At 69.6% G+C, this 23,675-nt stretch carries 21 protein-coding genes; 10 read left to right on the forward strand and 11 right to left on the reverse strand.

The window, feature by feature from the left end:
* Positions 1-15: 15 nt before the first annotated feature.
* Positions 16-435, reverse strand: a complete 420-nt coding sequence (locus ASD30_RS03590) for a hypothetical protein (RefSeq protein WP_056677022.1) — start codon at positions 433-435, stop codon at positions 16-18.
* A 72-nt stretch (positions 436-507) separates the two neighbouring features.
* Between ASD30_RS03590 and ASD30_RS03595 the strand changes: the two genes are divergently transcribed.
* The 5 genes from ASD30_RS03595 to ASD30_RS03615 all read left to right on the forward strand — a co-directional run bounded on the left by ASD30_RS03595 (position 508) and on the right by ASD30_RS03615 (position 4,263).
* Positions 508-1,071 carry an HhH-GPD-type base excision DNA repair protein gene (locus ASD30_RS03595; protein WP_056677025.1) on the forward strand — a complete coding sequence of 188 codons (564 nt, stop codon included), beginning with the start codon at positions 508-510 and terminating at the stop codon, positions 1,069-1,071.
* Between the two features lie 290 nt (positions 1,072-1,361).
* Positions 1,362-2,699, forward strand: a complete 1,338-nt coding sequence (locus ASD30_RS03600; RefSeq protein WP_442938227.1) for an RNA polymerase sigma factor — start codon at positions 1,362-1,364, stop codon at positions 2,697-2,699.
* A 145-nt stretch (positions 2,700-2,844) separates the two neighbouring features.
* The gene (locus tag ASD30_RS03605) at positions 2,845-3,294 is read left to right on the forward strand and encodes an SRPBCC domain-containing protein (protein WP_162250912.1); all 450 of its coding nucleotides are present in this window, start codon (positions 2,845-2,847) and stop codon (positions 3,292-3,294) included.
* Positions 3,291-3,602: an ArsR/SmtB family transcription factor gene (locus ASD30_RS03610; protein WP_056677030.1), complete on the forward strand. Its 312-nt coding sequence runs from the start codon at positions 3,291-3,293 to the stop codon at positions 3,600-3,602. The genes ASD30_RS03605 and ASD30_RS03610 overlap by 4 nt, the downstream gene beginning before the upstream one ends.
* Positions 3,603-3,708: 106 nt before the next feature.
* Positions 3,709-4,263: a hypothetical protein gene (locus ASD30_RS03615; RefSeq protein ID WP_056677033.1), complete on the forward strand. Its 555-nt coding sequence runs from the start codon at positions 3,709-3,711 to the stop codon at positions 4,261-4,263.
* Positions 4,264-4,284: 21 nt separating this feature from the next.
* On the opposite strand, the gene ASD30_RS03620 is transcribed toward ASD30_RS03615, so the two are convergent.
* From ASD30_RS03620 to ASD30_RS03630, 3 genes are all read right to left on the reverse strand, one after another.
* Positions 4,285-5,133 (reverse strand): EamA family transporter, encoded by an 849-nt coding sequence (locus ASD30_RS03620; RefSeq protein ID WP_056677035.1) that lies wholly within the window; start codon positions 5,131-5,133, stop codon positions 4,285-4,287.
* Positions 5,130-5,606, reverse strand: coding sequence for a DUF456 domain-containing protein (locus ASD30_RS03625; RefSeq protein WP_200951066.1), 477 nt, complete (start codon positions 5,604-5,606; stop codon positions 5,130-5,132). Before ASD30_RS03625 ends, ASD30_RS03620 begins: the two co-directional genes overlap by 4 nt.
* A gap of 83 nt (positions 5,607-5,689) precedes the next feature.
* Entirely contained in the window at positions 5,690-5,914 is a 225-nt protein-coding gene (locus ASD30_RS03630; protein ID WP_056677040.1) for a DUF7455 domain-containing protein, read from the reverse strand.
* A gap of 430 nt (positions 5,915-6,344) precedes the next feature.
* On the opposite strand from ASD30_RS03630, the gene ASD30_RS03635 reads away from it, so the two are divergent.
* Positions 6,345-8,372 carry a DNA gyrase/topoisomerase IV subunit B gene (locus tag ASD30_RS03635; RefSeq protein ID WP_414858572.1) on the forward strand — a complete coding sequence of 676 codons (2,028 nt, stop codon included), beginning with the start codon at positions 6,345-6,347 and terminating at the stop codon, positions 8,370-8,372.
* Positions 8,373-8,588: 216 nt separating this feature from the next.
* Here the strand turns inward: ASD30_RS03635 and ASD30_RS03640 are convergent, their stop codons facing one another.
* From ASD30_RS03640 to ASD30_RS03655, 4 genes are all read right to left on the reverse strand, one after another.
* Entirely contained in the window at positions 8,589-9,083 is a 495-nt protein-coding gene (locus ASD30_RS03640; RefSeq protein WP_056677044.1) for a beta-class carbonic anhydrase, read from the reverse strand.
* A 143-nt stretch (positions 9,084-9,226) separates the two neighbouring features.
* On the reverse strand, positions 9,227-10,990 hold the full coding sequence (locus ASD30_RS03645) for an MFS transporter (RefSeq protein WP_235532491.1): 1,764 nt from the start codon (positions 10,988-10,990) through the stop codon (positions 9,227-9,229).
* Positions 10,991-10,994: 4 nt separating this feature from the next.
* Positions 10,995-11,705, reverse strand: a complete 711-nt coding sequence (locus tag ASD30_RS03650) for an LppX_LprAFG lipoprotein (RefSeq protein ID WP_056677047.1) — start codon at positions 11,703-11,705, stop codon at positions 10,995-10,997.
* Between the two features lie 4 nt (positions 11,706-11,709).
* Positions 11,710-14,184 (reverse strand): DNA gyrase/topoisomerase IV subunit A, encoded by a 2,475-nt coding sequence (locus tag ASD30_RS03655; RefSeq protein WP_056679229.1) that lies wholly within the window; start codon positions 14,182-14,184, stop codon positions 11,710-11,712.
* 91 nt (positions 14,185-14,275) lie between these two features.
* Between ASD30_RS03655 and ASD30_RS03660 the strand changes: the two genes are divergently transcribed.
* The 3 genes from ASD30_RS03660 (at position 14,276) to ASD30_RS03670 (ending at position 18,781) form a co-directional block, all read left to right on the forward strand.
* Positions 14,276-16,978 (forward strand): bifunctional acetate--CoA ligase family protein/GNAT family N-acetyltransferase, encoded by a 2,703-nt coding sequence (locus ASD30_RS03660; protein ID WP_056677050.1) that lies wholly within the window; start codon positions 14,276-14,278, stop codon positions 16,976-16,978.
* 88 nt (positions 16,979-17,066) lie between these two features.
* Positions 17,067-17,666, forward strand: coding sequence for a DUF5998 family protein (locus ASD30_RS03665; protein WP_056677051.1), 600 nt, complete (start codon positions 17,067-17,069; stop codon positions 17,664-17,666).
* Positions 17,663-18,781 carry an alkaline phosphatase family protein gene (locus ASD30_RS03670; RefSeq protein ID WP_056677054.1) on the forward strand — a complete coding sequence of 373 codons (1,119 nt, stop codon included), beginning with the start codon at positions 17,663-17,665 and terminating at the stop codon, positions 18,779-18,781. The genes ASD30_RS03665 and ASD30_RS03670 overlap by 4 nt, the downstream gene beginning before the upstream one ends.
* A gap of 129 nt (positions 18,782-18,910) precedes the next feature.
* Here the strand turns inward: ASD30_RS03670 and ASD30_RS03675 are convergent, their stop codons facing one another.
* The gene (locus ASD30_RS03675; RefSeq protein WP_056677056.1) at positions 18,911-19,579 is read right to left on the reverse strand and encodes a thymidine kinase; all 669 of its coding nucleotides are present in this window, start codon (positions 19,577-19,579) and stop codon (positions 18,911-18,913) included.
* A 76-nt stretch (positions 19,580-19,655) separates the two neighbouring features.
* Between ASD30_RS03675 and ASD30_RS03680 the strand changes: the two genes are divergently transcribed.
* A complete protein-coding gene (locus ASD30_RS03680) occupies positions 19,656-20,465 on the forward strand; it encodes a sulfurtransferase (RefSeq protein WP_056677060.1) in 810 nt (269 codons plus the stop codon).
* Between the two features lie 6 nt (positions 20,466-20,471).
* Here the strand turns inward: ASD30_RS03680 and ASD30_RS03685 are convergent, their stop codons facing one another.
* On the reverse strand, positions 20,472-22,475 hold the full coding sequence (locus ASD30_RS03685; protein ID WP_056677063.1) for an SDR family oxidoreductase: 2,004 nt from the start codon (positions 22,473-22,475) through the stop codon (positions 20,472-20,474).
* A gap of 76 nt (positions 22,476-22,551) precedes the next feature.
* Positions 22,552-23,601: a septation protein SepH gene (gene sepH, locus ASD30_RS03690; protein WP_056677065.1), complete on the reverse strand. Its 1,050-nt coding sequence runs from the start codon at positions 23,599-23,601 to the stop codon at positions 22,552-22,554.
* Positions 23,602-23,675 lie beyond the last annotated feature (74 nt).

A 23,675-nucleotide genomic window follows, 5' to 3' on the forward strand; every position in this document is an offset into this window, starting at 1 on the left:
CCCGTCGGCGTCGCCTCAGACGGCGCCGCGCACCCGCAGGCGGGTCCACGTTGCCCGGTCGTCGCCGAGCGGTTCGAACCACCCGGCCTTGGTGACCACGACGATGCAACGCGGCTCGATGCCGGCCTCGGCACTGACTCGGTCGAGCACCGGTGCCCACGCCAGGTCGAGGTCATGCGGCTCGGGAACCCCCACACGGGTGAGCCACCACGCGGGCCGGTCATGGTCGAGGAGGGCCCGGCTCAGCAGCGCCGACGCGATCTCGGCCCGGAGTCCGGCGTCGGGGGCGGGGGAGTCGTCCTCCAGTGGCCAGTGCACCGCGGGACCGGTGAGGGCGCCGACGTGCAGCACCGGTGGGAAGACCCGACGCCGGTTCGACCGACGGAACTGGTGCACCGTCAGGCGCAGGTCGGCGCGGGTCTCGGTGTCGGCCATGTGCCCACCCTGCCGCATCGACGGGCTCCACCGACACCGTCCTCCACAACCGGGCGGTGGCAAGATGGGCACATGGCGATCCACATCACCGGTGATCCGGCGGCCGACAAGGTCCTGACCGACGACCCGTTCGCACTCGTGTGCGGCATGCTCCTCGACCAGCAGTACCCGATGGAGCACGCCTTCATGGGCCCGGCCAAGGTGCTCGACCGGTTCGGCAGTCTCGACGTCGTCCGCATCGCCGAGGCCGACCCGCAGGAGTTCGCTGACATGTGCGCCACCACGCCGGCGGTGCACCGGTTCCCGGGCTCCATGGCCACCCGCATCCAGGCGCTTGCCGCGCTGGTCGTCGAGAAGTACGACGGCCGCACGGAACGGCTCTGGGAGGAAGCCGCCGACGGCTCGGACCTGTTCAAGCGGATCCAGGAGCTCCCGGGGTTCGGCAAGCAGAAGGCCCAGATCCTCGTCGCGTTGCTGGCCAAGCAGCTCGACGTACGACCGGACGGGTGGGAGGCGGCCGCGGGCGACTACGCCCTGCCCGGGCGACGCTCGGTCGCCGACGTGGTCGACCCGCAGAGCCTGCAGGAAGTCCGCGACTACAAGAAGCAGAAGAAGGCGCAGGCGAAGGTCCAGTGAAACGATTCCCGGGTGCCCGATGCGGGGGTCGAGGCTTGGTTTGCTGGGTCGCCGTGGCAGAATACGAGAGCGGCTCTTGACGTTACCGGGCTTTGCCGCGCCCCAATTGCTGTTTTCGAGAGGTGTTCGTGTCTTCGAGCTCGCGCAAGTTGCTCCCCGCTGAGGTTTTGGCTCACCCCGAGATCGTCGGCCTGCTGGAGCAGGCAGCCCCCACTGGAACCCTCAGTCCGGAGGCGGTCCGACGAGCCAGTGAGGCAGCCGCGATCGAGCCTCGTCACCTGCGCGCGCTGATGGTTCACCTGGGCAGCCAGGGCATCACCGTCGCGCTCAACGCCGACGACCACGCGAAGGCCGTGGCGGCCAGTGCGCCCCGCAAGAGCACCACCACCTCCAAGACTGCTGCCAAGCCGGCTCCGGCGAAGAAGGCTGCGGCCGAGGCGCCGGCCGCCAAGACCGCTGCCAAGAAGGCCCCCGCCAAGAAGGCTGCGGCCAAGAAGGACGACGCTGCGGTGGTCGAGGTCGAGCTGCCGGCCAAGGCTGTGGTCGGCCCCGACGGCAAGAAGATCCTCCCCGACATCCCCGACGAGCAGTTCGAGAAGGACGTCAAGGTCGACCCGACCATCAAGGAGGACGAGGAAGAGGCCACGGCCACGTCCTCGTTCGTGGTCTCGGCCGCCGATGACACCGACGAGCCTGCCCAGCAGGTCATGGTGGCCGGCGCCACCGCCGACCCGGTCAAGGACTACCTCAAGCAGATCGGCAAGGTCCCGCTGCTCAACGCCGAGATGGAGGTCGAGCTCGCCAAGCGCATCGAGGCCGGCCTGTTCTCCGAGGAGAAGATGGCCAAGGGCGGCAAGATCACGCCGAAGATCCTCGAGGAGCTCGAGTGGATCTCCGACGACGGTCGCCGCGCCAAGAACCACCTCCTCGAGGCCAACCTCCGCCTCGTCGTCTCGCTGGCCAAGCGCTACACCGGTCGCGGCATGCTCTTCCTCGACCTGATCCAGGAGGGCAACCTCGGTCTGATCCGTGCGGTCGAGAAGTTCGACTACACCAAGGGCTACAAGTTCTCGACGTACGCCACCTGGTGGATCCGCCAGGCGATCACCCGCGCCATGGCCGACCAGGCCCGCACCATCCGCATCCCCGTGCACATGGTCGAGGTCATCAACAAGCTGGCCCGCGTGCAGCGCCAGATGCTCCAGGACCTGGGGCGCGAGCCCACGCCCGAGGAGCTGGCCAAGGAACTCGACATGACCCCCGAGAAGGTCATCGAGGTCCAGAAGTACGGCCGCGAGCCGATCTCGCTGCACACGCCCCTGGGTGAGGACGGTGACTCCGAGTTCGGTGACCTCATCGAGGACTCCGAGGCGATCGTGCCGGCCGACGCGGTCAGCTTCACGCTGCTCCAGGAGCAGCTCCACGCCGTGCTCGACACCCTCTCCGAGCGTGAGGCGGGCGTGGTCAGCATGCGCTTCGGCCTCACCGACGGCCAGCCGAAGACCCTCGACGAGATCGGCAAGGTCTACGGCGTGACCCGCGAGCGGATCCGCCAGATCGAGTCCAAGACCATGTCGAAGCTGCGTCACCCGAGCCGGTCCCAGGTGCTGCGCGACTACCTCGACTGAACGATCAGCGCGCACAGCCCCCGTCGTACGACGGGGGCTGTCGCCATTTCCGGCCATGGCAAGTGCAAGTCGCTGGTTGCACATATCCAGATGAAGTGCAATGATCGAGTTGCACATTCCAGCCAATGACCCGAAGGAGACAGTCATGACCCAGACCGACCAGGAGCTCGACCGGATCGAGCGCAGCATCGACATCGATGCCACCGCCGAGAAGGTGTGGACCCTTCTCGAGCAGCCGGGGTGGTGGATCAATGAAGGCGAGATCGACCCTGAGCCCGACGTACGGCGCGAGGGCGACGCCGACGTCGTGGTGCACCCGAAGTACGGCGAGTTCCGGCTGCTCACCTTGGCCTCCGAGCCGCCCCGTCACCTTGTCGTCACGTGGCTCGATGGTGACGCCTCGGCGGGCACGCGCGTGGAGTTCACCGTCGCGGACCGTGCCGGGGGAGGCATCACGCTCACGGTGGTCGAGTCCGGGTTCGCGGGTCTCGGCAAGGCCCGCGCCGACGTGGTCAAGCACGTCGAGGAGAACACCTCCGGGTGGGAGGCCGAGCTCGACCTGGCGCGGCGCCACGTGACCGGGGCGAGCGCGTGAGCCAGGCGCTGGCGCCGGTGTTCGCGGCCCTCGGTGACGACACCCGCTGGGCGCTGCTGGCACGGCTGGGTGAGGCGCCCGCGTCGGCGTCCGCACTGGCCAGGGAGTTCCCGATCTCGCGCCAGGCCATCGTCAAGCACCTCGACGTGCTCCGGGCTGCCGGGCTGGTCGAGTCCGAGCAACAGGGCCGTGAGCTGGTGCATCGCGCGCTGGGCGGTCGGCTGAGCGACGTGGCCCGCGAGCTCGAACGCATCGGACAGACATGGGATGCCCGACTGACCCGCATCAAGAAGCTGGCCGAGGGCTGAATCACCTTCCCGGACCGACAACCATTTCGCCGCGACGTGCATCTGAGGGTGTGACAGGACCTCCTCACCCTCCGAGGAGTTCGCACCACGACAGAAGGAGCACATCATGACGAGGTCCACTCACCGCATCGCCGGGCTGGTCGCATCAGCCGCACTCGCCGCCGTCGCACTCGCCCCGGCGGCCGCGCACGCGGATTCGACCACCGTGCGCGACGGGGCCGACGCCACTGCGTCCCTCTCCGACATCTACCGGGTGACCGCGAACCACGGGTACGCCCGGCTGGCGGTGACCACGACGTTCGCCGACCTGCGGCGCCGCAGCACCGGGGGTTCGTCGAGCGCCGCGATCTACATCGACACCAGACCGGCCCGCACCGGACCGGAGTACGCGCTGTTCACCGGTCTGCAGGAGGGCACCGACTACCAGCTGCTGCGCATGCGCGACTGGAAGCCGTTCGGCGACCCGCTGTCCTGTGACCACACGCTCGCCCTCAACTACCGCACCGACGTGGCCCGCTTCAGTGTGGCCCGTTCGTGCATCGGTTCGCCGGCGTTGGTGCGGGTGGGAATGCGCATGGTCGACTACTACGACGGGTCCCACGTGATCCGCGACTGGATGACCGGCCAGCGGCGCTACACCACCTGGTTGGCCCGCGGCTGACGCCAGACCCGTCCACTCGGATCAGGACGCGCCGGCGACCAGGGCGACGGCCACCACGCACAGTGCGAGGCCGACGCCCTGGCTCCGGTGGATGTGCTCGCGCAGCACGGTGGCCGCGAGCAGGATGGTGAACGCCGGGTAGAGCGAGGCGAGGATGGCGGCCACCGTCAGGTCGCCGTGATGGGTGGCCAGCAGGAAAGCGATGGTCGCTGCCGCACCGAGCACCCCGCTGACGGCTCCGACGAGGGCCATGGGCTCCCGCGGCACCCAGGGCCGGCCCACCGTGGTAGCCACCACTGCCACCATCGCGCAGGCCACGACCTGGTTGACCGTGAGGGGCAGCAGGCCCGCCTCGTCGGGGATCTGGGCCAGGGCGGCGAACAGGGAGCCGAACCCCAGCCCGGCCAGGGCTCCGTCGAGCACGGCGGTCAGATTGCGTTCGGCCGGCTGCACGCCCATCTTCGCGACCGGCTCGCGGGCCACCAGCCAGATGCCGGGCAGTGCGGCAGCGATCCCGAGCCACACCAGGGCGTTGGGCCGTTCGCCGGTGGCGAGGCCGACCACGACCGGGACCAGGGCCGCTCCGACTCCGGAGATCGGCGCGACCACACCCATGCGGCCGCCCGAGAGACCGCGATAGAGGAAGGCCGTCCCGAACCCGTTGCCGATCCCGCCGACCGCACCCCAGAGGAAGTGGACGGTGGCGGGCTCACCGCCGAGCACCAGGCCCAGGCCGAGGGTCAACAGGCCGCCGGTCACCGACGCGACGAACGCGACCGCCCAGGGCGACGTACGGCGTGAGGTCAGTCCGCCGACGAAGTCCGACAAGCCATAGCTGAACGCCCCGAGGAGGGCGAGCAGGCTGGTCACGTGAGGATCACGCCGACCGCGAAGGCGAGGGCGGCGAGGAGGCCTGCGGCCAGCTCGATCAGGATCGAGAGTCCGGCTGCCTTCAGCGCCGTCACGGTCGTACGGCGGGCAGCGGACTCACCCACGCGTCGTACCTCGGCGGCGTACACCCCGAGGACGAAGCCGATCACGAGGCCGAGCACGGGGATCACGAAGAACCCGACGATGCCGGCCACGGCGCCGACCATCAGGGTGGAGTTCGGCACCCCGGCCTGCTTCATGTGCTTCCCGGGAACCGAGAACTTCACGATGGTGCCTGCCGCGAGCACGACCGTGGCCACGGCGAAGACCACCCACGCGGTCGTGTCGCCGACGCTGACGGCCCACGCCAGGAGTGCGGCCAGGATCAGCAGGGTGCCGGGCAGGACGGGCACGAGGATGCCGGCGAGTCCGATGGCGATGGCCAGGGCGGCCAGGATGTCGACGAGCGTCACGGCGTCACCTTCCCACATGTGATCTCCCGGAACGACGAACGACCCCGACCGCAGGCGGTCAGGGTCGTTCGTCTCTGGTGAAGTCAGTCGGAGGAAGCCGTGGGCTTGTCCTCGAGCTTGTGCGTCTCGTCGATGACGTTGACGGCCACTTCGCGCAGCTTCTCGCTGTGCTCACGCGCGTGGTGAGCACAGAACAGGAGCTCGAGCCCGGAGGAGAGCTCGACGCGAAGGTAGGCCTGGGCGCCGCAACGGTCGCAACGGTCAAGCGCCGTCAGTGCGGCGGAACTGGGGGCAACTGCTGTAGTCACTTCGGCCTCTCTCTCTATCGTTGTCCGGTTCAACGAGCCAGGGAGTCAATTGATTCCCGGCCCACCGTGTCACCTGACACAGTCATCCAACCATGGTGCCCGTCTACCCGGTGTCGTGGTTTCCCACACACTGGACTTGCCTTCTTCTGGTGAAACGATCGAACCCTGACAGTGTGACGCGACAGGGGCACTTCCCGTTGCGTCTTCGCCACGGAAACCCCTGATCGTGTCGCATTCGTGACCGGGTCCACGCCTCAAACATAGGCCGGGGGCGGGTGAAAGCCGGGCAGCCCGACGATTTGGGACACCTCGTGGCGTCTCACAGGCGTGGCAGTGCGTGTCGCGGAGTCGCTCGGGATAGATTCGGGGGAGTAGGACGAGCGACTAGGAACCTGTCATCGACAACACGTACAACGCAGCACACCTGTTGGTGCTGGAGGGACTCGAGGCGGTCCGCAAGCGGCCCGGCATGTACATCGGCTCCACCGACACCCGCGGGCTGATGCACTGCGTCTGGGAGATCATCGACAACGGCGTGGACGAGGCGCTGGCCGGAGTGGCCCAGCGCATCGAGGTCACCCTCCACCCCGACGGCTCCGTCGAGGTGTACGACGACGGCCGCGGCATCCCCACCGACAAGGAGCCCAAGACCGGCCTCCCCGGTGTCGAGGTGGTGGCCACCAAGCTCCATGCCGGCGGCAAGTTCGGCGGCGGCTCGTACGTCGCCACCGGCGGCCTGCACGGCGTCGGGCTCTCGGTGGTGAACGCGCTCTCCTCACGCATGGACATCGACGTCGACCGGGCGCCGTCCGCCCAGGGCATCTCGTTCCAGCGCGGCATCCCGGGCGTGTTCGACGGTGACTCGCCGACCGCGAAGTTCGAGCCGAAGTCCGGCCTGAGCCGCAAGGGAAAGCGGGTGGCCAAGGGCAAGACCGGCACCCGCATCCAGTTCTGGCCCGACCGTCAGATCTTCACCAAGGACGCCGGCTACGTCTACGACGACCTGATCACGCGCGCCCGGCAGACGTCATTCATCGTGCCCGGACTCGAGCTGGTGATCCGCGACCAGCGCGGCCCCGACCCGGTCGAGGAGAAGTTCCGTCACGACGGTGGCATCGCCGAGTACGCCGAGTTCCTCGCCGAGGGCGACCCGGTGACCGACGTGTTGCGCCTCCAGGGCAGCGACACCTTCACCGAGACCGTGCCGATGCTCGACGCCGCGGGTCACATGACCCCGCAGGAGGTCGAGCGTGAGCTGGGCGTCGACGTGGCCCTGCGGTGGGGCATGGGCTACGACACGACCCTGCGCTCCTACGTGAACGTGATCGCCACTCCCAAGGGCGGCACCCACGTCAGTGGCTTCGAGCAGGCCATCACCAAGACCTTCAACGACGTCATGCGCGCCTCCAAGGCACTCAAGGTCAACGACGCCGACGTGATCAAGGACGACGTGCTCGAGGGCATGACCGCCGTGGTCACCGTGCGGCTGGCCGAGCCCCAGTTCGAGGGCCAGACCAAGGAGATCCTCGGCACCTCGGCCGCGCGCACCGTCGTACGCAAGGTGGTCGCCGCGGAGCTGAAGAACTTCCTGACCTCGACCAAGCGGGCCGAGAAGGCGCAGGCCAAGCTGGTCATGGAGAAGGTCGTCGGTGCCTCCAAGACGCGCATCGCGGCCCGTCAGCACAAGGAGACCCAGCGCCGCAAGAACGCGCTCGAGTCGTCGGCACTGCCGGCCAAGCTGGCCGACTGCCGCTCCAGCGACGTCGACCGCAGCGAGCTCTTCATCGTCGAGGGGGACTCCGCGCTCGGCACGGCCAAGCTGGCCCGCAACTCGGAGTTCCAGGCCCTGCTGCCGATTCGCGGCAAGATCCTCAACGTCCAGAAGGCCTCGGTCGGCGACATGCTGAAGAACGCCGAGTGCGCGTCGATCATCCAGGTGGTGGGCGCCGGCTCGGGCCGCACGTTCGACATCGACGCCACGCGCTACGGCAAGATCATCTTCATGGCCGACGCCGACTCCGACGGCGCCCACATCCGCACCCTGCTGGCCACGTTGTTCTTCAAGTACATGCCCGACCTGGTCATGCAGGGCCGGGTCTACTCCGCCGTGCCCCCGCTGCACCGCATCGAGATCACCCGGCCCAAGAAGGGTATGGACAAATACGTCTACACCTATTCCGACGCCGAGCTGCAGCGCAAGCTCGCCGAGCTCAAGCGCAAGAACGTCCCCTGGAAGGATCCGGTCCAGCGTTACAAGGGGCTCGGAGAGATGGACGCCGACCAGCTGGCCGAGACGACCATGGACCCCCGCCACCGCACCCTGCGCCGGATCACCGTCGACGACGCCGACGCGGCCGCCAAGGTGTTCGAGCTGCTGATGGGCTCCGAGGTCGCACCGCGCAAGGAGTTCATCGTGCAAGGCGCCTACGACGTCGACGTGGAGTCGCTCGACGCCTGACCGAGCGCGGCACGGTCACGCGGCGTGGCGCCAGGTGCGGCTCCGCCCACGGTCCCTCGGACCGTGGAACATGCAGTTCGGCCTGCGCCGGCGATGCCTGAGCGTCAACGCGCGGCTGGGATCTTGAACTGCATGTCGGACGGTCCGCTGTCGGCGTACGCGCGCCGTCGGTGCAGGCGCTGTCGGCGTACGCCGGGGCTCACCGACAGCGGCCGGTCAGAACTTCTGCTCGAGCAGGCCGGTGTCGACGTCGTAGATGAACCCGCCGACCTTGACCGTGTCCGGGATCAGCGGGTGCGCGGTGAGGGCGCGGATGTCCGCGGCCAGACTGGCGACCTGGTCCTCGACGACGTGGAAGTACTGCCAGGAGGCGTCCTGGCCGGCCGACTTGCTGATCGCCTCGCGGAGCTCCTGCTCGCTCTTGCTGGCCATCGCGCACCGGGTGTGCGGGACCACCAGGATGCGGTCGACGTTGAGCAGGTGGACGCCGAGGACGAGTGCCTCGAGGGCGGCCTCGGTGATGCGGCCACCGGGGTTGCGGAAGATCTTCGCGTCGCCGGCCTTGAGGCCGAGCATGTTGAGCGGATCGATGCGCGAGTCCATGCAGGTCACGATGGCGACGCCGGCATGGGCGACACCGTCGAAGCCACCCAGCTGGAAGTCATCGGCGAAGGAACGGTTGGCAGTCAACAGGTCATCGAAATCGCTCACGTTTTTCAACCTAGCGGAGCCGGCACGGTCGTCGTACGCAGGGTCGCAAATGTGGGACGAAGGTCACGGTTGGTGCATCAAGAATCCACGGCTCGCGGCGCAAGAATCCACGGTTCGCGCATCAAGAACTGCAGGCTCGTGGGTCAGCCGGCGGCGCGGAGGAGCTCACGGGTGTCCATGCCGCGGGTCTGGGCCCCGCGAAACAGCCACAGGGCGAGTACGGCGGCCGCCAGTGCGCACCCCGCGGCGCCGAAGAAGACCGTGTGCTCCTGCGCGAGGGCTGCCTGGGTGCCGCAGTAGCCGGTCTTGCCCGGGTGGTCGTCGAGGCAGTCGAGGTTGGCCTGGTAGAACCAGCGGACGCCGATCGTGGTCAGCGCCGAGATGCCGACCAGCATGCCGATCATGCGGGCCACCACGACCAGGGCCGACGCAACTCCGTGCACCGCATCGGCGGTGCTGGCCAGGAGCGCCGCGTTGACCGGGGCGAGGGCCAGCCCGAAGCCGAACCCGGCCAGCACCAGCGCCACGTTCGCCGTCGGGTGCTCGAGCGCGTTCTCGTCCCAGCGGGTCATCAGCAGGAATCCCGCAGCGGCGGCGACCATGCCGACCGCGGTGACCAGCCCGGCCGACCAGCGGCGGGTCAGGTAGCCGCCGATCACCGCGCCCACGGGCAGCGCGACCAGGAACCGCACCAGCACGAGGGCGGAGAGCAGTTGTGAGTCACGGTAGATCGTGGTGCGCGCGAAGATCGGGATGTCGATCAGTGCCGCGATCAGGGCCGAGCCGATGAAGAAGCTGACCAGCAGCGAGCCCCAGGCGGGCCGGTCGGTGATCGCGCCGCGCGGGATCAGCGGGCGTTCGGCACGGCGCAGGTGCATCAGGAAGGCGACCGTGGCGAGCGCCGCACCGAGGAGGTACCACGGGCCCTGCTCGGAGAAGACCTGCACCTCGGGGTCGGCGGTGGCGAAGGCGAGGATCACGCCGCCGAGTGCCACGGCCAGGAGCAGGGCACCCACCAGGTCGGCCTCGACGAGGTGGCGCAGCCAGGCGCGTACGTCGACCAGTGGCCGGCGCGCGAACAGGCAGCGCAGCAGCAGCACGAGTCCGGCACCCATGGCGACCACGCCGATCGGGGTCAGCCAGCGCCCGTCGCCCGTGTAGGGGATGAACAGCTGCCCCCACGTCAGGTCGCGTTGGAGCTCGCCGGGCCGGGTCATCGCGATCGCCGCGGCGACGGTGGCCACGACGGCCGCCAGCAACCCGATCAGGTCGGGCAGCCCCCGGGGTCGTGGCGTCGACTCCGGATGGTGCCCGCCGGCAACCGCCCGGATGGCCAGGGCGAGCACGACGCCGACGGCCAGGTTGATCGCGAAGATGTACTGCCACGGTGCGAACGCCAGGACGAGCGCGCCGAACAACGGACCGAGGACGCTGCCGAGCTCCTGGACGCCGGAGACGATGCCGAGGGGAAGCCCGCGGCGCTCGGCGGGGTAGATGTCGGCGACCAGGGCAAGGGTGGCCGGCACCAGCCCGCCACCGCCGACGCCCTGGAGGAACCGGCCGGTGACCATGCTGGGCAGGTCGTAGGCCAGTGCGGTGATCAGGGACCCGACCGCGAAGACGGCCAGCGACATCACCAGCACCGGAACCCGGCCGCGGAGGTCGGCAATCCGGCCGATCAGCGGCAGCATCGCGACGTACCCGAGCAGGAACCCGGAGATGATCGGGGCCGCGCGCTGCAGCTCGGAGATCGGGATCTTCGCGGTGCCCATCATCTCGGGCAGGGCGAGGACCACGACGTACGTGTCGGCGGCCGCGAACGCGACCGCGACGGAGGCGAAGACGAGCAGGAGCAGGCCCCTGCGCGCCGTCGTGCCGTCAGGGGCCTCTCGCGGGTCGCCGCCCACGGCGTCAGGGAGCCTTGACGTCGGACTCGTCGTACTTGCCGTAGTCGGTCAGCTTGATCGTGTAGGACATCGAGTCCACGTCGGGGTAGAACTGGCCGGTGATGTCGACCTGGCGCAGCTCGCCGTCCGAGTTGATCTGGTAGGTCACGTCGAAGGTGCCCTCGGCGCTCGGGATGATGCGGGTGACCTGGTCGCCCTCGAGCGTGCCGGTGTACTCGGTGAGCACCTCGCTGTTGTCGTCGCCGCCACGGACGTCGTCGCCCTGCTCGAGGTCGCCGGTCTCGACCAGCAGGTCGGAGACGCCGCCCTCCTCGGCCATCAGCACCGCCGGGTCGGGGGCGCCGTAGTCGGCAGGGTCGACCTCGGAGAACCCGGCGCCCAGGATGTCCATCCAGACCTTGCCGTCGAGCGCGACCACGTCGACCGGCACGGTCAGGCCGCTGCGCGAGGCGGTGAACTTGCCGTCGAAGCCGGCCGGGTGCACACCGATGCCCTCGCCGTCCTTGAGGCCGGACACGCCGTCGGGCAGGCCCTTCGAGGTCAGCGCGAGCTTCACCCCGGAGGTCTCGTCGAGGGTCTTCTTCGCCAGGGCGAGTGCCTCGTCGGGTTTGTTGCCCTTGCTGATCGGGTCGTCCTTGTCGTCGCCCGCACAGCCGGTCAGGGCGAGCGCGGCCGCGAGGACGATCGAAGTCAGGGCGTGTCGCTTCGTCAACATGGGCTCAGCCTTCCACAGGGGTCACGGGGTCAAACCGGGAGGCAACCGGGCCGGCGGCGGCCGCGATCGGCTGCGAAGCAGGTACGCCGGAGCCGTCGCGGCGGCCGGTCGCCTCGGGGAGGTCGATCGGAGAGCCGCTGGCGGCGGCGGCGCGGGCCGGAGTCGGTCCGGCCCAGGCGAAGACCAGGGTGTCCTCGCCCTTGAGGAAGCGGTGGCAGCGCACGCCGCCGGTGCCACGTCCCTTGGCGGGGTACTCCTCGAACGACGTCACCTTGACCGAGCCGGACTCGGTGCCGGGCAACGCGGTGCTGGACCCCGACGAGGTGACCACGACGGCGTCGCCGGTGACCGCGCCGAACCACACCGCCTGCTGGCCGATCGCCAGGCGTACGCCGGCCACGCCACCACCGGATCGGCCCTGGGGGCGCACCAGGTCGGCGGCGAAGTGCAGCAGCTGGCCGTCGGTCGTGATGAAGCAGAGCTCGGCCTCGGCGTCGCCCAGCTCGAGTGCGCCGACCACCTCGTCGTCGTCCTTGAGCGCGATGACCTCCCAGTCGTCCTTGTTCGGGACGTCGGGGTTGACCCGCTTGACCACGCCGTTGCGGGTGCCCAGTGCCAGGCCGAGGCCCTCACCGGACAGCGAGGTCAGGCCGAGGACGCGCTCGCCCGACTCGAGCGAGACGAACTCGCTCAGCGGCAGCCCGCCGCTGAGGTGCGGGTCGTTGGCGGTCGGAGGCAGGGTGGGCAGCTCGAGCACCCCGAGGCGCACGACGCGACCCCGGTTGGTGAGCACGCCGACGTCGCCGCGGGCCGTGCTGCGCACGGCGGAGACGATCACGTCGTGCTTGGCGCGTCCGCCGCCGGTTCCGGGCGCGTCGTCGCCGTTGGTGCGGGCCAGCAGCCCGGTGGAGGAGAGGAAGACCAGGCACGGGTCGTCGGCCACCTCGAGAGGCGTGGCGGTCGCCTTGGCGGCCACACCGGAGGACTCGAGGAGGACCGTGCGGCGCGGGGTGCCGTAGGTCTTGGCGACGTCGGCCAGCTCGTCGGAGACCACCTTCCGCAGCAGCTTCTCGTCGGCCAGGATCGCGTCGAGCTCCTCGATGGTGCGACGCAGCTCCTCCTGCTCCTTCTCGAGCTCGAGCCTGCTGAACTTCGTGAGCCGGCGCAGCGGCATGTCGAGGATGTAGTCGGCCTGGATCTCGGAGAGGTCGAAGATGTCGATCAGGCGTTCCTTCGCGGCACCCGCGTTGTCGGAACCGCGGATCACCTGGATCACCTCGTCGATGTCGAGGATCGCGATCAGCAGCCCGTCGACCAGGTGCAGCCGGTCGGCCGCCTTGCCGCGGCGGAAGACCGTGCGACGGCGTACGACGTCGAAGCGGTGGCCGAGGAAGACCTCGAGCAGCTCCTTGAGCCCGAGCGTGCGGGGCTGGCCCTCGACCAGGGCGACGGTGTTGATGCCGAAGGAGTCCTCGAGCGGGGTCTGCCGGTAGAGCTGCTCGAGCAGTGCCTCGGGGTGGAAGCCGTTCTTCACCTCGATGACCAGCTGCAGGCCCTTCTCACGGTCGGTGAGGTCCTTGATGTCGGAGATGCCCTGGAGCTTCTTGGTCTGCACGAGCGTCTTGATCCGCTCGATGATCTTCTCGGTGCCCACGCCGTACGGCAGCTCGGTGACCACGATGCCCTTGCGGCGGGCGGTGACGTTCTCGACCCGAGCGGTGGCCCGCATCTTGAACACCCCGCGGCCGGTCTCGTAGGCGTCGCGGATGCCGTCGAGCCCGACGATCTTGCCGCCCGTGGGCAGGTCGGGGCCGGGGATGAACCGCATCAGGTCGTCGACGGTCGCCGCAGGATGGGTGATCAGGTGGCGCAGCGCCTGCACGACCTCGATCAGGTTGTGCGGAGCGATGTTGGTGGCCATGCCGACCGCGATGCCCGTCGTGCCGTTGACGATCAGGTTCGGGATCGCCGCGGGGAGCACCGACGGCTCCAGCTCGCGGGAGTCGTAGTTGGGCTTGAAGTCGACGGTGTCCTCGTCGATCGAGGTGGTCATCGCGACCGCTGCCGGTGCCATGCGGGCCTCGGTGTAGCGCATGGCGGCGGGGGAGTCGTCGGGAGAGCCGAAGTTGCCGTGCCCGTCGATGAACGGCACCCGCATCGACCACGGTTGCGCCATCCGCACCATCGCGTCGTAGATCGCCGAGTCGCCGTGCGGGTGGAGGCGACCCATCACCTCACCGACGACGCGGGCGCTCTTGACGTGGCCCCGGTCGGGACGCAGGCCCATGTCGTGCATCGTGTAGAGGATGCGGCGCTGCACCGGCTTGAGCCCGTCGCGCGCGTCGGGCAGTGCGCGGGAGTAGATCACCGAGTAGGCGTACTCGAGGAACGACGCACGCATCTCGTCGCCGACGTCGATGTCGAGGATGTGCTCCTCGAAGTCGTCGGGCAGGGGTGGTTGCGTCGTACGTCGTGCCATGGCGGCCATTCTTCACGGTCGCCCTTGCGGAATCGCACTGGCCACGCCGCCTGCGTGCTACAACCCTTCCCGGACAGGCTAGATTTCAGCCGTGACCGTCTCCGGAACCGCCGCACCGAAGCCGCCCAGGCACTGGGCCGCCGATGTCCTGCTCCTGGACGGCAGCACGGCGCACATCCGGCCGATCTATCCGTCCGACGCCGAGCTGCTCGTGGAGTTCTACGCGCGGGTCTCCGACGAGTCGAAGTACTACCGCTTCTTCTCGCCGATGCCGAACCTGTCCGAGAAGGACGTCGCCCGCTTCACCAACGTCGACTACGTACGCCGCAACGCCCTGGTCATGATGCTGGCCGACAAGATGATCGCCGTCGGCCGCTTCGACGTGATCGAGCCGGGCGAGGCCGAGGTCGCCTTCCTCGTCGAGGACCAGCACCACGGCCGCGGCATCGCGCAGGTCCTGCTCGAGCACCTGGCGCAGGCCGGTCGCGAGCTCGGGGTCGAGCGCTTCGTGGCCGAGGTGCTGCCCGACAACCGGCGCATGATCAGCACCTTCAAGGACGCCGGCTACCACGTGGTCGGCGGCTTCGAGGACGGCGTGATGAGCCTCGAGTTCCCCATCGACCCGAGCCCCACGGCGATCGGGGTGATGGAGAACCGCGAGCACCGCGCCGAGTCCGCCTCGATCGAGAAGTTCTTCAACGCCCGTTCCGTCGCGGTCGTCGGAGCCAGTCGCCGCCAGACCACCATCGGCCAGGCGCTGGTCCGCAACCTGATCACCGGCGACTTCACCGGCGTGGTCTACGCGGTCAACCCCACCTCCGAGGCGGTCTCGGGGCTGCCGGCGTACTCCTCGGTCACCGAGATCCCCGGCCCGGTGGACGTCGCGATCGTCGCCGTACCGGCCACGTCCGTGCAGGACGTCGTCCTCGACTGCGCCGCCAAGGGCGTGCACGGCCTGATCGTGATCTCGTCCGGGTTCGCCGAGACCGGTGACGAGGGCCGCCGTCGGCAGCGCAAGCTGGTCGGGCTGGCCCGCTCCTACGGGCTGCGGCTGATCGGGCCGAACTGCCTCGGCGTGATCAACACCGACCCCGAGATCTCGCTCAACGCCTCATTGTCGGGCCTGATGCCGCCGCGCGGTCGTGCCGGGTTCTTCTGCCAGTCGGGCGCGCTCGGCTCCGCGATCCTGGAGAAGGTCTACAACCGTGGCCTCGGGCTCTCGACGTTCGTCAGCGCGGGAAACCGTGCCGACGTCTCGGGCAACGACCTCCTGCAGTACTGGGAGGAGGACGACTCCACCGAGGTCGTGCTGCTCTACCTGGAGTCGATCGGAAACCCGCGCAAGTTCTCCCGTATCTGCCGTCGCGTCTCGCGCCGCAAGCCGATCGTGGCGGTGCGGTCCGGGCGCACCACCCAGGGCGTCCCGATGGGCCACTCCGTGCGCACGATCGCGGCGCCGCAGCAGTCGGTCGACGCGATGTTCCGCCAGGCCGGCATCATGCAGGTCGACACCCTCGAGGAGATGTTCGACGTCGCCCAGCTGCTGGCCCACCAGCCGCTGCCGGTCGGACGCCGGGTGGCCGTGGTCGGCAACTCCGACGCACTCGGCCTGCTGGCCACCGACGCCGCGGCCTCGGTCGGCCTGGTGGTGAGCAAGTCCGTGGCGCTGGGTGCCGAGGCCACCGCCGAGGACTTCGAGGACGCCCTCGACGCGGCCATCGACGACCCCGACGTCGACTCGGTCGTGGCGGTCTACATCCCGCCGCTCAACGTCAGCGGCGAGGAGGTCGCCAACGTGCTGGCCGCCGTCGGCGAGCAGTCCGACAAGCCCCTGGTGTCGACCTTCCTCGGCGCCGAAGGCGTGCCCGAGCTGCTGCGCGTGCCCGACGTCGCCGGCTCGACCGCCGGCCGCGGATCGGTGCCGTCCTACCCGGCCGTCGAGTCCGCGGTGCGGGCCCTGGCCCACGTCGTCGAGTACGCCGTGTGGCTGCGCACGCCCCAGGGCGAGGACGACCACGTGCCCGACGTCGAGACGCTGACCGCCAAGAAGCTGGTCAACTCGGTGCTGATGAAGAGCCCCGAGGGCCGCAACCTCGAGTTCCCCGAACTGCGCGACCTGCTCGCCGCCTACAACATCGAGCTCTGGGAGCCGCGACCCGTGGGCACCGTCGACGAGGCGGTCGCGGCCGGCGTCGACCTGGGCTGGGAGGTCGTGCTGAAGGCGACCGCGGAGCACCTGCGCAACCGACCCGACCTGGCGCACGTGCGGCGCGGGATCGACGACGAGACCGAGATGCGTGAGGCCTGGCGTGAGCTCGGCGAGGTGATCAGCGACCCGTCGACGGCCGAGTTCGTCGTGCAGAAGGCGGCTCCGCCGGGTGTGCCGGTCGGGATCGCCGCGGTCGAGGACCCGCTCTTCGGCCCGGTCATCTCCTTCGGCATCACCGGGCCGCTGACCGAGCTCGTGGGCGACAAGGCCTACCGCATCCCGCCGCTGAACCTGCACGACGCCCGCGCGATGACCCGCGAGATCAAGAGCTCTCCGATGCTGTTCGGCTACCGCGGCAGCGAGGTCGTCGACGTCGACCGGATCGAGGAGCTGATCCTGCTGGTGGCTCGGCTGAAGAACGACTTCCCGCAGCTGCGGTCCATCGACCTGTCCCTGGTGCTGGCCGGACGCAGCAGCGCCACCGTGCTCTCCGCAGAGGCGCGCGTGGAGCCGATGGCCGACCTGCGTTCTGACTGGTTCGTACGCCGACTCAGCGCGCAGGTCGAGGACACCATCCCCGACTGAGCCCCGATCCGGCGAGCCCCTGCCCCGATTTCCACATCGGTGCCGGATCGAGTGCGCGTGCGCTCCGGCACCGTGACAGACTCAGACCATGCGCAACCGTGGACTGACCGACCCCTCCGACACGTTCGCCGCGTTGAGGGCCGCGATCGACCGCACCGGTTACTACCCCGAAGTGGTCGCCGACGGGGTCAACGCGGCCGTCGCCGGGGAGCAGGTGGTCTCCTTCTACGTGCACCACGAGCCGACGATCGAGCGCGACGAGGTGCGCCGCCACATCACGGTCGTCGTCCTCACCCCGAGCCGGCTGATCCTGGCCCACACCGACGAGCACGCCGGTGACGACCTGCTCCCGCAGCCCTACACGTCGACCTCCACCGAGGCCATCGCGCTGTCGTCGGTCCGCTCCGTCGTGGTCACCCGCATGGTCGCGAACCCCACGTCGGGGCCGCAGCCGGCCGCCGAGGCCGTGGTGACCGTGGGCTGGGGCGGCGTCGGGCGCATCGACCTCGAGCCGGCCGGGTGCGCCGACCCCGACTGCGAGGCCGATCACGGCTACACCGGGTTGCTCGCCTCCGACGACTTCTCCCTGCGCGTCTCGGCCGCCGCCGAGGGACATGACGCGGTGACCTCCCTGCTGGCCTTCGCCGCCGAACTGTCGGCGGCGACGCACGCCTCGCCTGCGTCGTGACCTCCGGGTTCGTCGAGCCCGCGTACTCCCGGCGCTCGCTGGGCGACGTGGTTCCGGCGGTCGCCCGCGCGTTGGGCACGCCCCTCGACGGTGACGGTCCCAGCGACCTCGAGCTCCCCGACGCCGCCGGCTACGTGGTGTTCCTGATCGACGGGCTCGGCCAGCGTCTCCTCGAGCGCTACGCCCACGCGGCGCCGTACCTCGCCGAGCTCGCGGGCACCCCGGGCACCGCCGGCGTCCCGTCGACGACGGCCACCTCACTGACCTCGCTCGGCACCGGTCTCACGCCGGGTCAGCACGGACTGGTCGGCTTCACCGCGCGGGTCCCCGGCACCGACAAGCTGCTCAACCACCTCTTCTGGGACCAGGACGTCGACCCGGTCGAGTGGCAACCGCACCCGACGGCGTTCGCCCGGCTGGCCGCGTCCGGCGTACACGTCGCGTCGGTGAACAAGCGGGCCTTCGACGGTTCGGGCCTGACCCGCGCCGCGCACCGCGGCGCGGAATACCTGGGCGCCGACAAGGCGGGGGAGCGGATCGCGGCCGTCGTCGGTGCCTCCGGTCGGGCGCCCTCGCTGACCTACGTGTACGACGGCGACCTCGACTGGACCGGTCACAAGCACGGCGTGGCCTCGACCGCGTGGCTCCAGCAGCTCGCCATGATCGATGCCGAGGCCGAGCACATGCGCGAGTCGCTGCCCGACTCCGTGCGCTTGCTGGTGGTCGCCGACCACGGCATGGTCGACAGCCCGATGTCCGCACGGGTCGACGTCGACGAACACCTCGAGCTCCGTGACGGCCTGGCCCTGATGGGAGGCGAGGCGCGGTTCCGGCACCTCTACTGCCGGCCCGGCGCGGTCGACGACCTCGTGGCGACGTGGCAGGGCGTGCTGGGCGACCGTGCCGACGTGCTGACCCGCGACGAGGTGATCGCCAAGGGCTGGTTCGGCTCCGTCGAGTCACAGGTGCGCAGCCGGCTCGGCGACGTGATGGTGGCCTGCCGCGGCGACGCGGCCGTGGTCTCCACCCGCGACTTCGCCTACGAGAACACCCTGGTCGGCCTGCACGGTTCGCTGACCCCCGACGAGATGACCATCCCCATCATCATCGACTGAATTCCCCGCTCGTTGGCCGGGGTCGTCCGCTGCAGGTTTCCCCGGTGCACCGGGGAAACCTGCACCTACCACGACATATTTGCCGTGGGGAGCAACTGTTTCCCCGGTGCACCGGGGATTCCTACGCGCTCAGCCGAAGGGGAGGGGGTCGGGGGCGAGCGAGACGGCCTTGGCGCGGGCGGCGGTGAGCTTGCGTCGGTGGTGCTGGCGGCAGAGCACCTCGTAGGCCACGTCGGCCCCGGGTCCACCAGTGTCGGTGGAGTCGACCGCCTCGACGTCGCCCACGACCACGACGTCGCCCTCGGTGACCATCGCGCCGTTCTCGGTACGGGCGTTGTGGGTGGCGCGCTTGCCGCACCAGCACAGCGCCTCGACCTGCAGCACGTTCATCCGGTCGGCCAGCTCGACCAGTCGGGCGCTGCCGGGGAAGAGACGGGACCGGAAGTCGGTGAGGATGCCGAAGGCGAACACGTCGATCTGGAGCTCGTCGGCGACCTTGGCGAGCTGTTCGATCTGCTCGGGGGAGTAGAACTGTGCCTCGTCGCAGATCAGGTAGTCGATCCGGCCGCCCTGCGTGAGCGTGTCGACGACGTACTTCCAGAAGCTGAACTCCGGGGTGACCTCGAGCGCCTCGTGGGTGAGCCCCAGTCGGGAGGAGAGCAATGCCTCGCCCGAGCGGTCGTGCGTGGTGAAGATCCGGCCGATCCGACCCCTGGCCGCGTGGTTGTGGTTCGTCTGGAGCGCCAAGGTGCTCTTGCCCGAGTCCATGGTCCCGGTGAAGAAGTGAAGTTCAGCCACGGGGCGCAATGATGCCACGCGGGACGGACGCCGTCCCGGTGGGCATGCCGACCGGGGAACCGGCAGGATGGACGCCATGACCGGCCCCCTGATCACCGCCTCCGAACTGCAGGCACGCATGCCTGAGGTCACGCTGCTCGACGTCCGCCACCGCCTCGGCGATCCGACCGGACGAGAGCAGCACCAGGCCGGGCACGTCCCCGGTGCGGCGTACGTCGACCTCGACCTCGACCTGGCCGCTCCGCCCGGCGAGGGCGGTCGGCACCCGCTGCCGGAACCGGACGTGTTCGTCGAGGCGATGCGCCGGGCCGGGGTGCGCAACGACCGTCCCGTCGTGGTCTACGACGACTGGTCCGGCCACGCGGCGGCGCGCGCCTGGTGGCTGCTGCGGCACTACGGACACCCCGACGTACGTCTGCTCGACGGCGCCTGGCCGGCCTGGGTGGCCGCCGGCGGTGCGGTCGGGACCGGACCGGTCAGGCCGGTCCCCGGTGACTTCGCCGGTACGCCGGACGCGATGCCGGTCGTCGACGCGGACGAGGTGCCGGCGGTCTCCGTGCTGGTCGATGCCCGTGCCCCCGAGCGCTTCCGGGGCGAGGTGGAACCGATCGACCCGGTGGCGGGTCACATCCCGGGCGCGGTCAACGTGCCGACCGAGCGCAACCTCGACGACCACGGTCACTTCCGCGACCCCCATGAGCTCCGTGAGGTCTACGCCGAGGTCGGTGCGGTTCCTGGTGCCGAGGTGGCGGCGTACTGCGGGTCGGGCGTGACCGCGGCCCACGACGTACTGGCCCTCGAGCTGGCCGGCGTGCGAGCTGCTCTCTACCCCGGCTCGTGGAGCGGCTGGATCACCGACCCCGAGCGGCCGGTCGAGACCGGCTGACCACTCCTACCAGTGGATGCCCTTGAACAGGCGGGCCAGCATGACCTGCTCGCTCTCGCGCTTGCCACCCTCGGCGTCGGTGCCGCGGGCGGCCGCCGAGTCGGGGAACACGTGGTAGGCCATGTTCAGCAACCGGAACGACGCCTTCGGGGCGACGGTGTGCGCCACCGCCCCGGCGTTGCCGAGCATGGTGTTCAGCTCATGCGGCTTCTCGACGAGCGCCTTGATCACCACGTCGGCGGCCTGGGCGGGTGAGATGGTCGGGAACTTGTCGTAGAGCTTGGTCGGCGCGATCATCGGCGTCTTCACCAGGGGCATGTGGATGCTGGTGAACGTGATGCCGTCCCCGACGACCTCGGAGGACACCACGTTGCTCCAGGCGTCGAGCGCGGCCTTCGACGCGACGTACGCGGAGAACCGCGGCGGGCTGGTCTGCACGCCGATGGAGCTGATGTTGACGATGTGGGAGCTCTTCTGCTCGCGCATCGTCGGGAACAGGCCCATGATCAGCCGGATCGCACCGAAGTAGTTGAGCTGCATGGTGCGTTCGAAGTCGTGGAACCGGTCGTGGCTCAGCTTGATCGAGCGGCGGATCGAGCGCCCGGCGTTGTTGACCAGGAAGTCGACCGACGGCAGCTGGCTGCTCAGGCGTTCGCACAGGTCGTCGATGGCCTCGAGGTCGGAGAGGTCGCACGGGAAGACGTGGGCGGTGCCACCGCGCATCTCGATGGTGATCTTGAGGTCCTCGAGCTTCTCCTTGCCACGGGCCACCAGCACCGGGATGCCGCCGGCCTGGGCCACCTTGAGCGCGGTGACCTGCCCGATGCCGGAGGAGGCGCCCGTGATCACGACGTGCTTGCCCTCCAGTGCCTTGCGGATGTCGGCGTCGCGGGCGGTGGTCTGGTCGAGGTTCTCCTCCCAGTAGTTCCACAGCAGTCGCGAGTAGGACTCGAGCGTCGGCACCGAGATGCCCGACCCGGCCAGGGCCTGCTCGGTGCGACGGGAGTCGAAGGTCGCCTCGAAGGAGCTGTGCGCGAGCACCTCCGCGGGAATGCCCAGGCGGCCCACGGTCTGGTTGAGCATGGCCTGGACCGGAGCGCTGCGGATCGCGGAGTTGGCCAGGTTGAGCGGGCGCAGCGACCGGGGCAGGGCACCGAGTGGGCGCGAGGTCACCGACCGGCCGATCGGCTGGGCGAACTGGGGCGCACCGGCTGCGGAGCAGAAGGTGTTGATCATCTCGACGACCGGCTGCGGCTCGGGGTTGACCAGGTGGAAGGCCTCCCGGTCGTGCCCCGGGACGTGGGCCAGGTGGTCCATCGCCTTGGCGACGTAGTCCACCGGCACGACGTTGGTGTCGCCGAGGTCGACGCCCAGCATGGGAATCCACGACGGCATCACGTCGCGCAGCCGCTTCATCAACGGGAAGAAGTAGTAGGGCCCGTCGATCTTGTCCATCGCGCCGGTCTCGGAGTGGCCGACCACGATCGCGGGACGGTAGACCCGCCAGGGGACGCTCGACTCCCGGACCAGCTTCTCGGACTCGAACTTCGTGCGGTGGTACGGCGAGGGCAGCGCCTGGCCCTCGTCGAACATGGTCTCGTCGAACGTGCCGTGGTAGCTGCCGGCGGCCGCGACTGACGAGACCTGGTGGAAGCAGCCGACCCCCAGGGTCTCGGCGAGGGTGAGGGCATAGCGGGTGCCGTCGACGTTCATCGCGTCGTTGGTCGCGTCGTCGGCGGTCATGTCGTAGATCGCGGCGAGGTGCACGAAGTGCTCGACCTTGCCGGTGTTTGCCGTGATCCACTCGGGGTCGACGCCCAGGTCGGGCGAGGCGAGGTCACCGATCACCGGTATGACCCGATCGCTGCCCCAACGGCTGATCAGTCGCTGGAGTCGGGGGAGCGAGCTCTCCCGGCACAGCACGAAGATCTCACCCTCGCGGTTGTCGAGCAGCTCCTGGACGAAGAATCGACCGATGAACCCGGTGGACCCGGTCACGAAATACGACATGGCGGGAGACTAGTCCCGAAATCCCCCACAGGGACATGGTCCGGACCGAGATGTGGCGAATGTTACTCAGAGGTAACTATTCGGACTTGCCGCCGCCGAACATGATCTCGTCCCAGCTCGGCACCGAGGCCCGGCCCTTCTTGCGGGGCTTGCGTGGCGCTGGCTGCTCGGCCTCCGCCTCCCGTGCTGCAGACTCCTCGGAGCCGGGCTCCGCGGTCTCCACCGGCTCGGTGTGCCTGGTGTGGGCAGCGTGGGCAGCCGGCTCGTCGGCCAGCGGCTCCGGCGTCGGGGAGAGGCTGGGTTCCTCGCGGTCATCGACGTCGACCTGCGCCTCGGGCTCGGCGTCGGGCTCTGGCGCAGCCTCGACGTCACGGACCTGCTGGGCGGTCTCGGTCAGGTCAACGGTGGACTCGTCGGGGTCGACCGCGGTGGCCTCGTTGGCCAGCTCGATCGCGTCGTCGCCGAGGGGCAGCTCTTCCTCGGGTACGGCGGACAGCCGGCGCTTCCGGGCCTGTTGCAGGTCGTCACGGCGGGCGGCCTTGGGTGCCGCGGAGGTGGGCTCGCCGACCAGCCAGCGTGCGTCGTCGTTCTCCGCGACGACATAGTTGCCGGGGGCGTCGAAGGTGAACTGGGCGGTGCCCTTGCGCTTGCCGGCGGTGTAGGTGCCGGTGAGGGTCCAGCGGCCGTCCTCGCGGCGCCAGGAGTCCCAGTCGACGACCTCGGTCGAGAGGCCCATCGGGCTGAGCTGGGCGGCCACGGCCTGGCCCAGGGTGCGGGCGCCCTGGTCGCCGGCCTTGCGTCGTACGGACGCACGCTGGGCACGCTCGGCGACGTGGGCGCGTTCGGCGAGCACCGGGTTGGCGAACGGCAGGATCTTCTCGACAGTGGTGTGCGCTGCCTGGGCAACCGACTCAGGCGACTCCCCGGCGCGGATGCGGGCCTGGATGTCGCGGGGGCGGAGCGTGCTTTCCATCTGAATCTCCAACTGGCCGAGTCGTGCGTGCTCGCCGCGCAGGGCGGCCCGGAGGTTGTTGTCGATGACGAGGGAGTATTCCTCGCCCGAGTCGCTGACCAGCAGCAGGCGCTTCTTGTCCCCGCTCAATCCTGCGAGCGTGAGCTGCACCATTGCTGATCCTTGTCGTCTCGTCCCGTTCGTCTCCGGTGTCGCGCCGAGCCTACGCCAGCGGCGTGGCGCCGGGT

Origin of the sequence: Nocardioides sp. Root140 (assembly GCF_001426745.1) — a bacterium.
GTDB lineage: Bacteria > Actinomycetota > Actinomycetes > Propionibacteriales > Nocardioidaceae > Nocardioides.

Excerpts from the sequence above, each read along its gene's own strand:
- ASD30_RS03590 (WP_056677022.1), bottom strand. The coding sequence starts at position 435 with ATGGCCGACACCGAGACCCGCGCCGACCTGCGCCTGACGGTGCACCAG.
- ASD30_RS03595 (WP_056677025.1), top strand. The coding sequence starts at position 508 with ATGGCGATCCACATCACCGGTGATCCGGCGGCCGACAAGGTCCTGACC.
- ASD30_RS03600 (WP_442938227.1), top strand. The coding sequence starts at position 1,362 with ATGGTTCACCTGGGCAGCCAGGGCATCACCGTCGCGCTCAACGCCGAC.
- ASD30_RS03605 (WP_162250912.1), top strand. The coding sequence starts at position 2,845 with ATGACCCAGACCGACCAGGAGCTCGACCGGATCGAGCGCAGCATCGAC.
- ASD30_RS03615 (WP_056677033.1), top strand. The coding sequence starts at position 3,709 with ATGACGAGGTCCACTCACCGCATCGCCGGGCTGGTCGCATCAGCCGCA.
- ASD30_RS03650 (WP_056677047.1), bottom strand. The coding sequence starts at position 11,705 with ATGTTGACGAAGCGACACGCCCTGACTTCGATCGTCCTCGCGGCCGCG.
- ASD30_RS03655 (WP_056679229.1), bottom strand. The coding sequence starts at position 14,184 with ATGGCACGACGTACGACGCAACCACCCCTGCCCGACGACTTCGAGGAG.
- ASD30_RS03665 (WP_056677051.1), top strand. The coding sequence starts at position 17,067 with ATGCGCAACCGTGGACTGACCGACCCCTCCGACACGTTCGCCGCGTTG.
- ASD30_RS03680 (WP_056677060.1), top strand. The coding sequence starts at position 19,656 with ATGACCGGCCCCCTGATCACCGCCTCCGAACTGCAGGCACGCATGCCT.
- ASD30_RS03685 (WP_056677063.1), bottom strand. The coding sequence starts at position 22,475 with ATGTCGTATTTCGTGACCGGGTCCACCGGGTTCATCGGTCGATTCTTC.
- sepH (WP_056677065.1), bottom strand. The coding sequence starts at position 23,601 with ATGGTGCAGCTCACGCTCGCAGGATTGAGCGGGGACAAGAAGCGCCTG.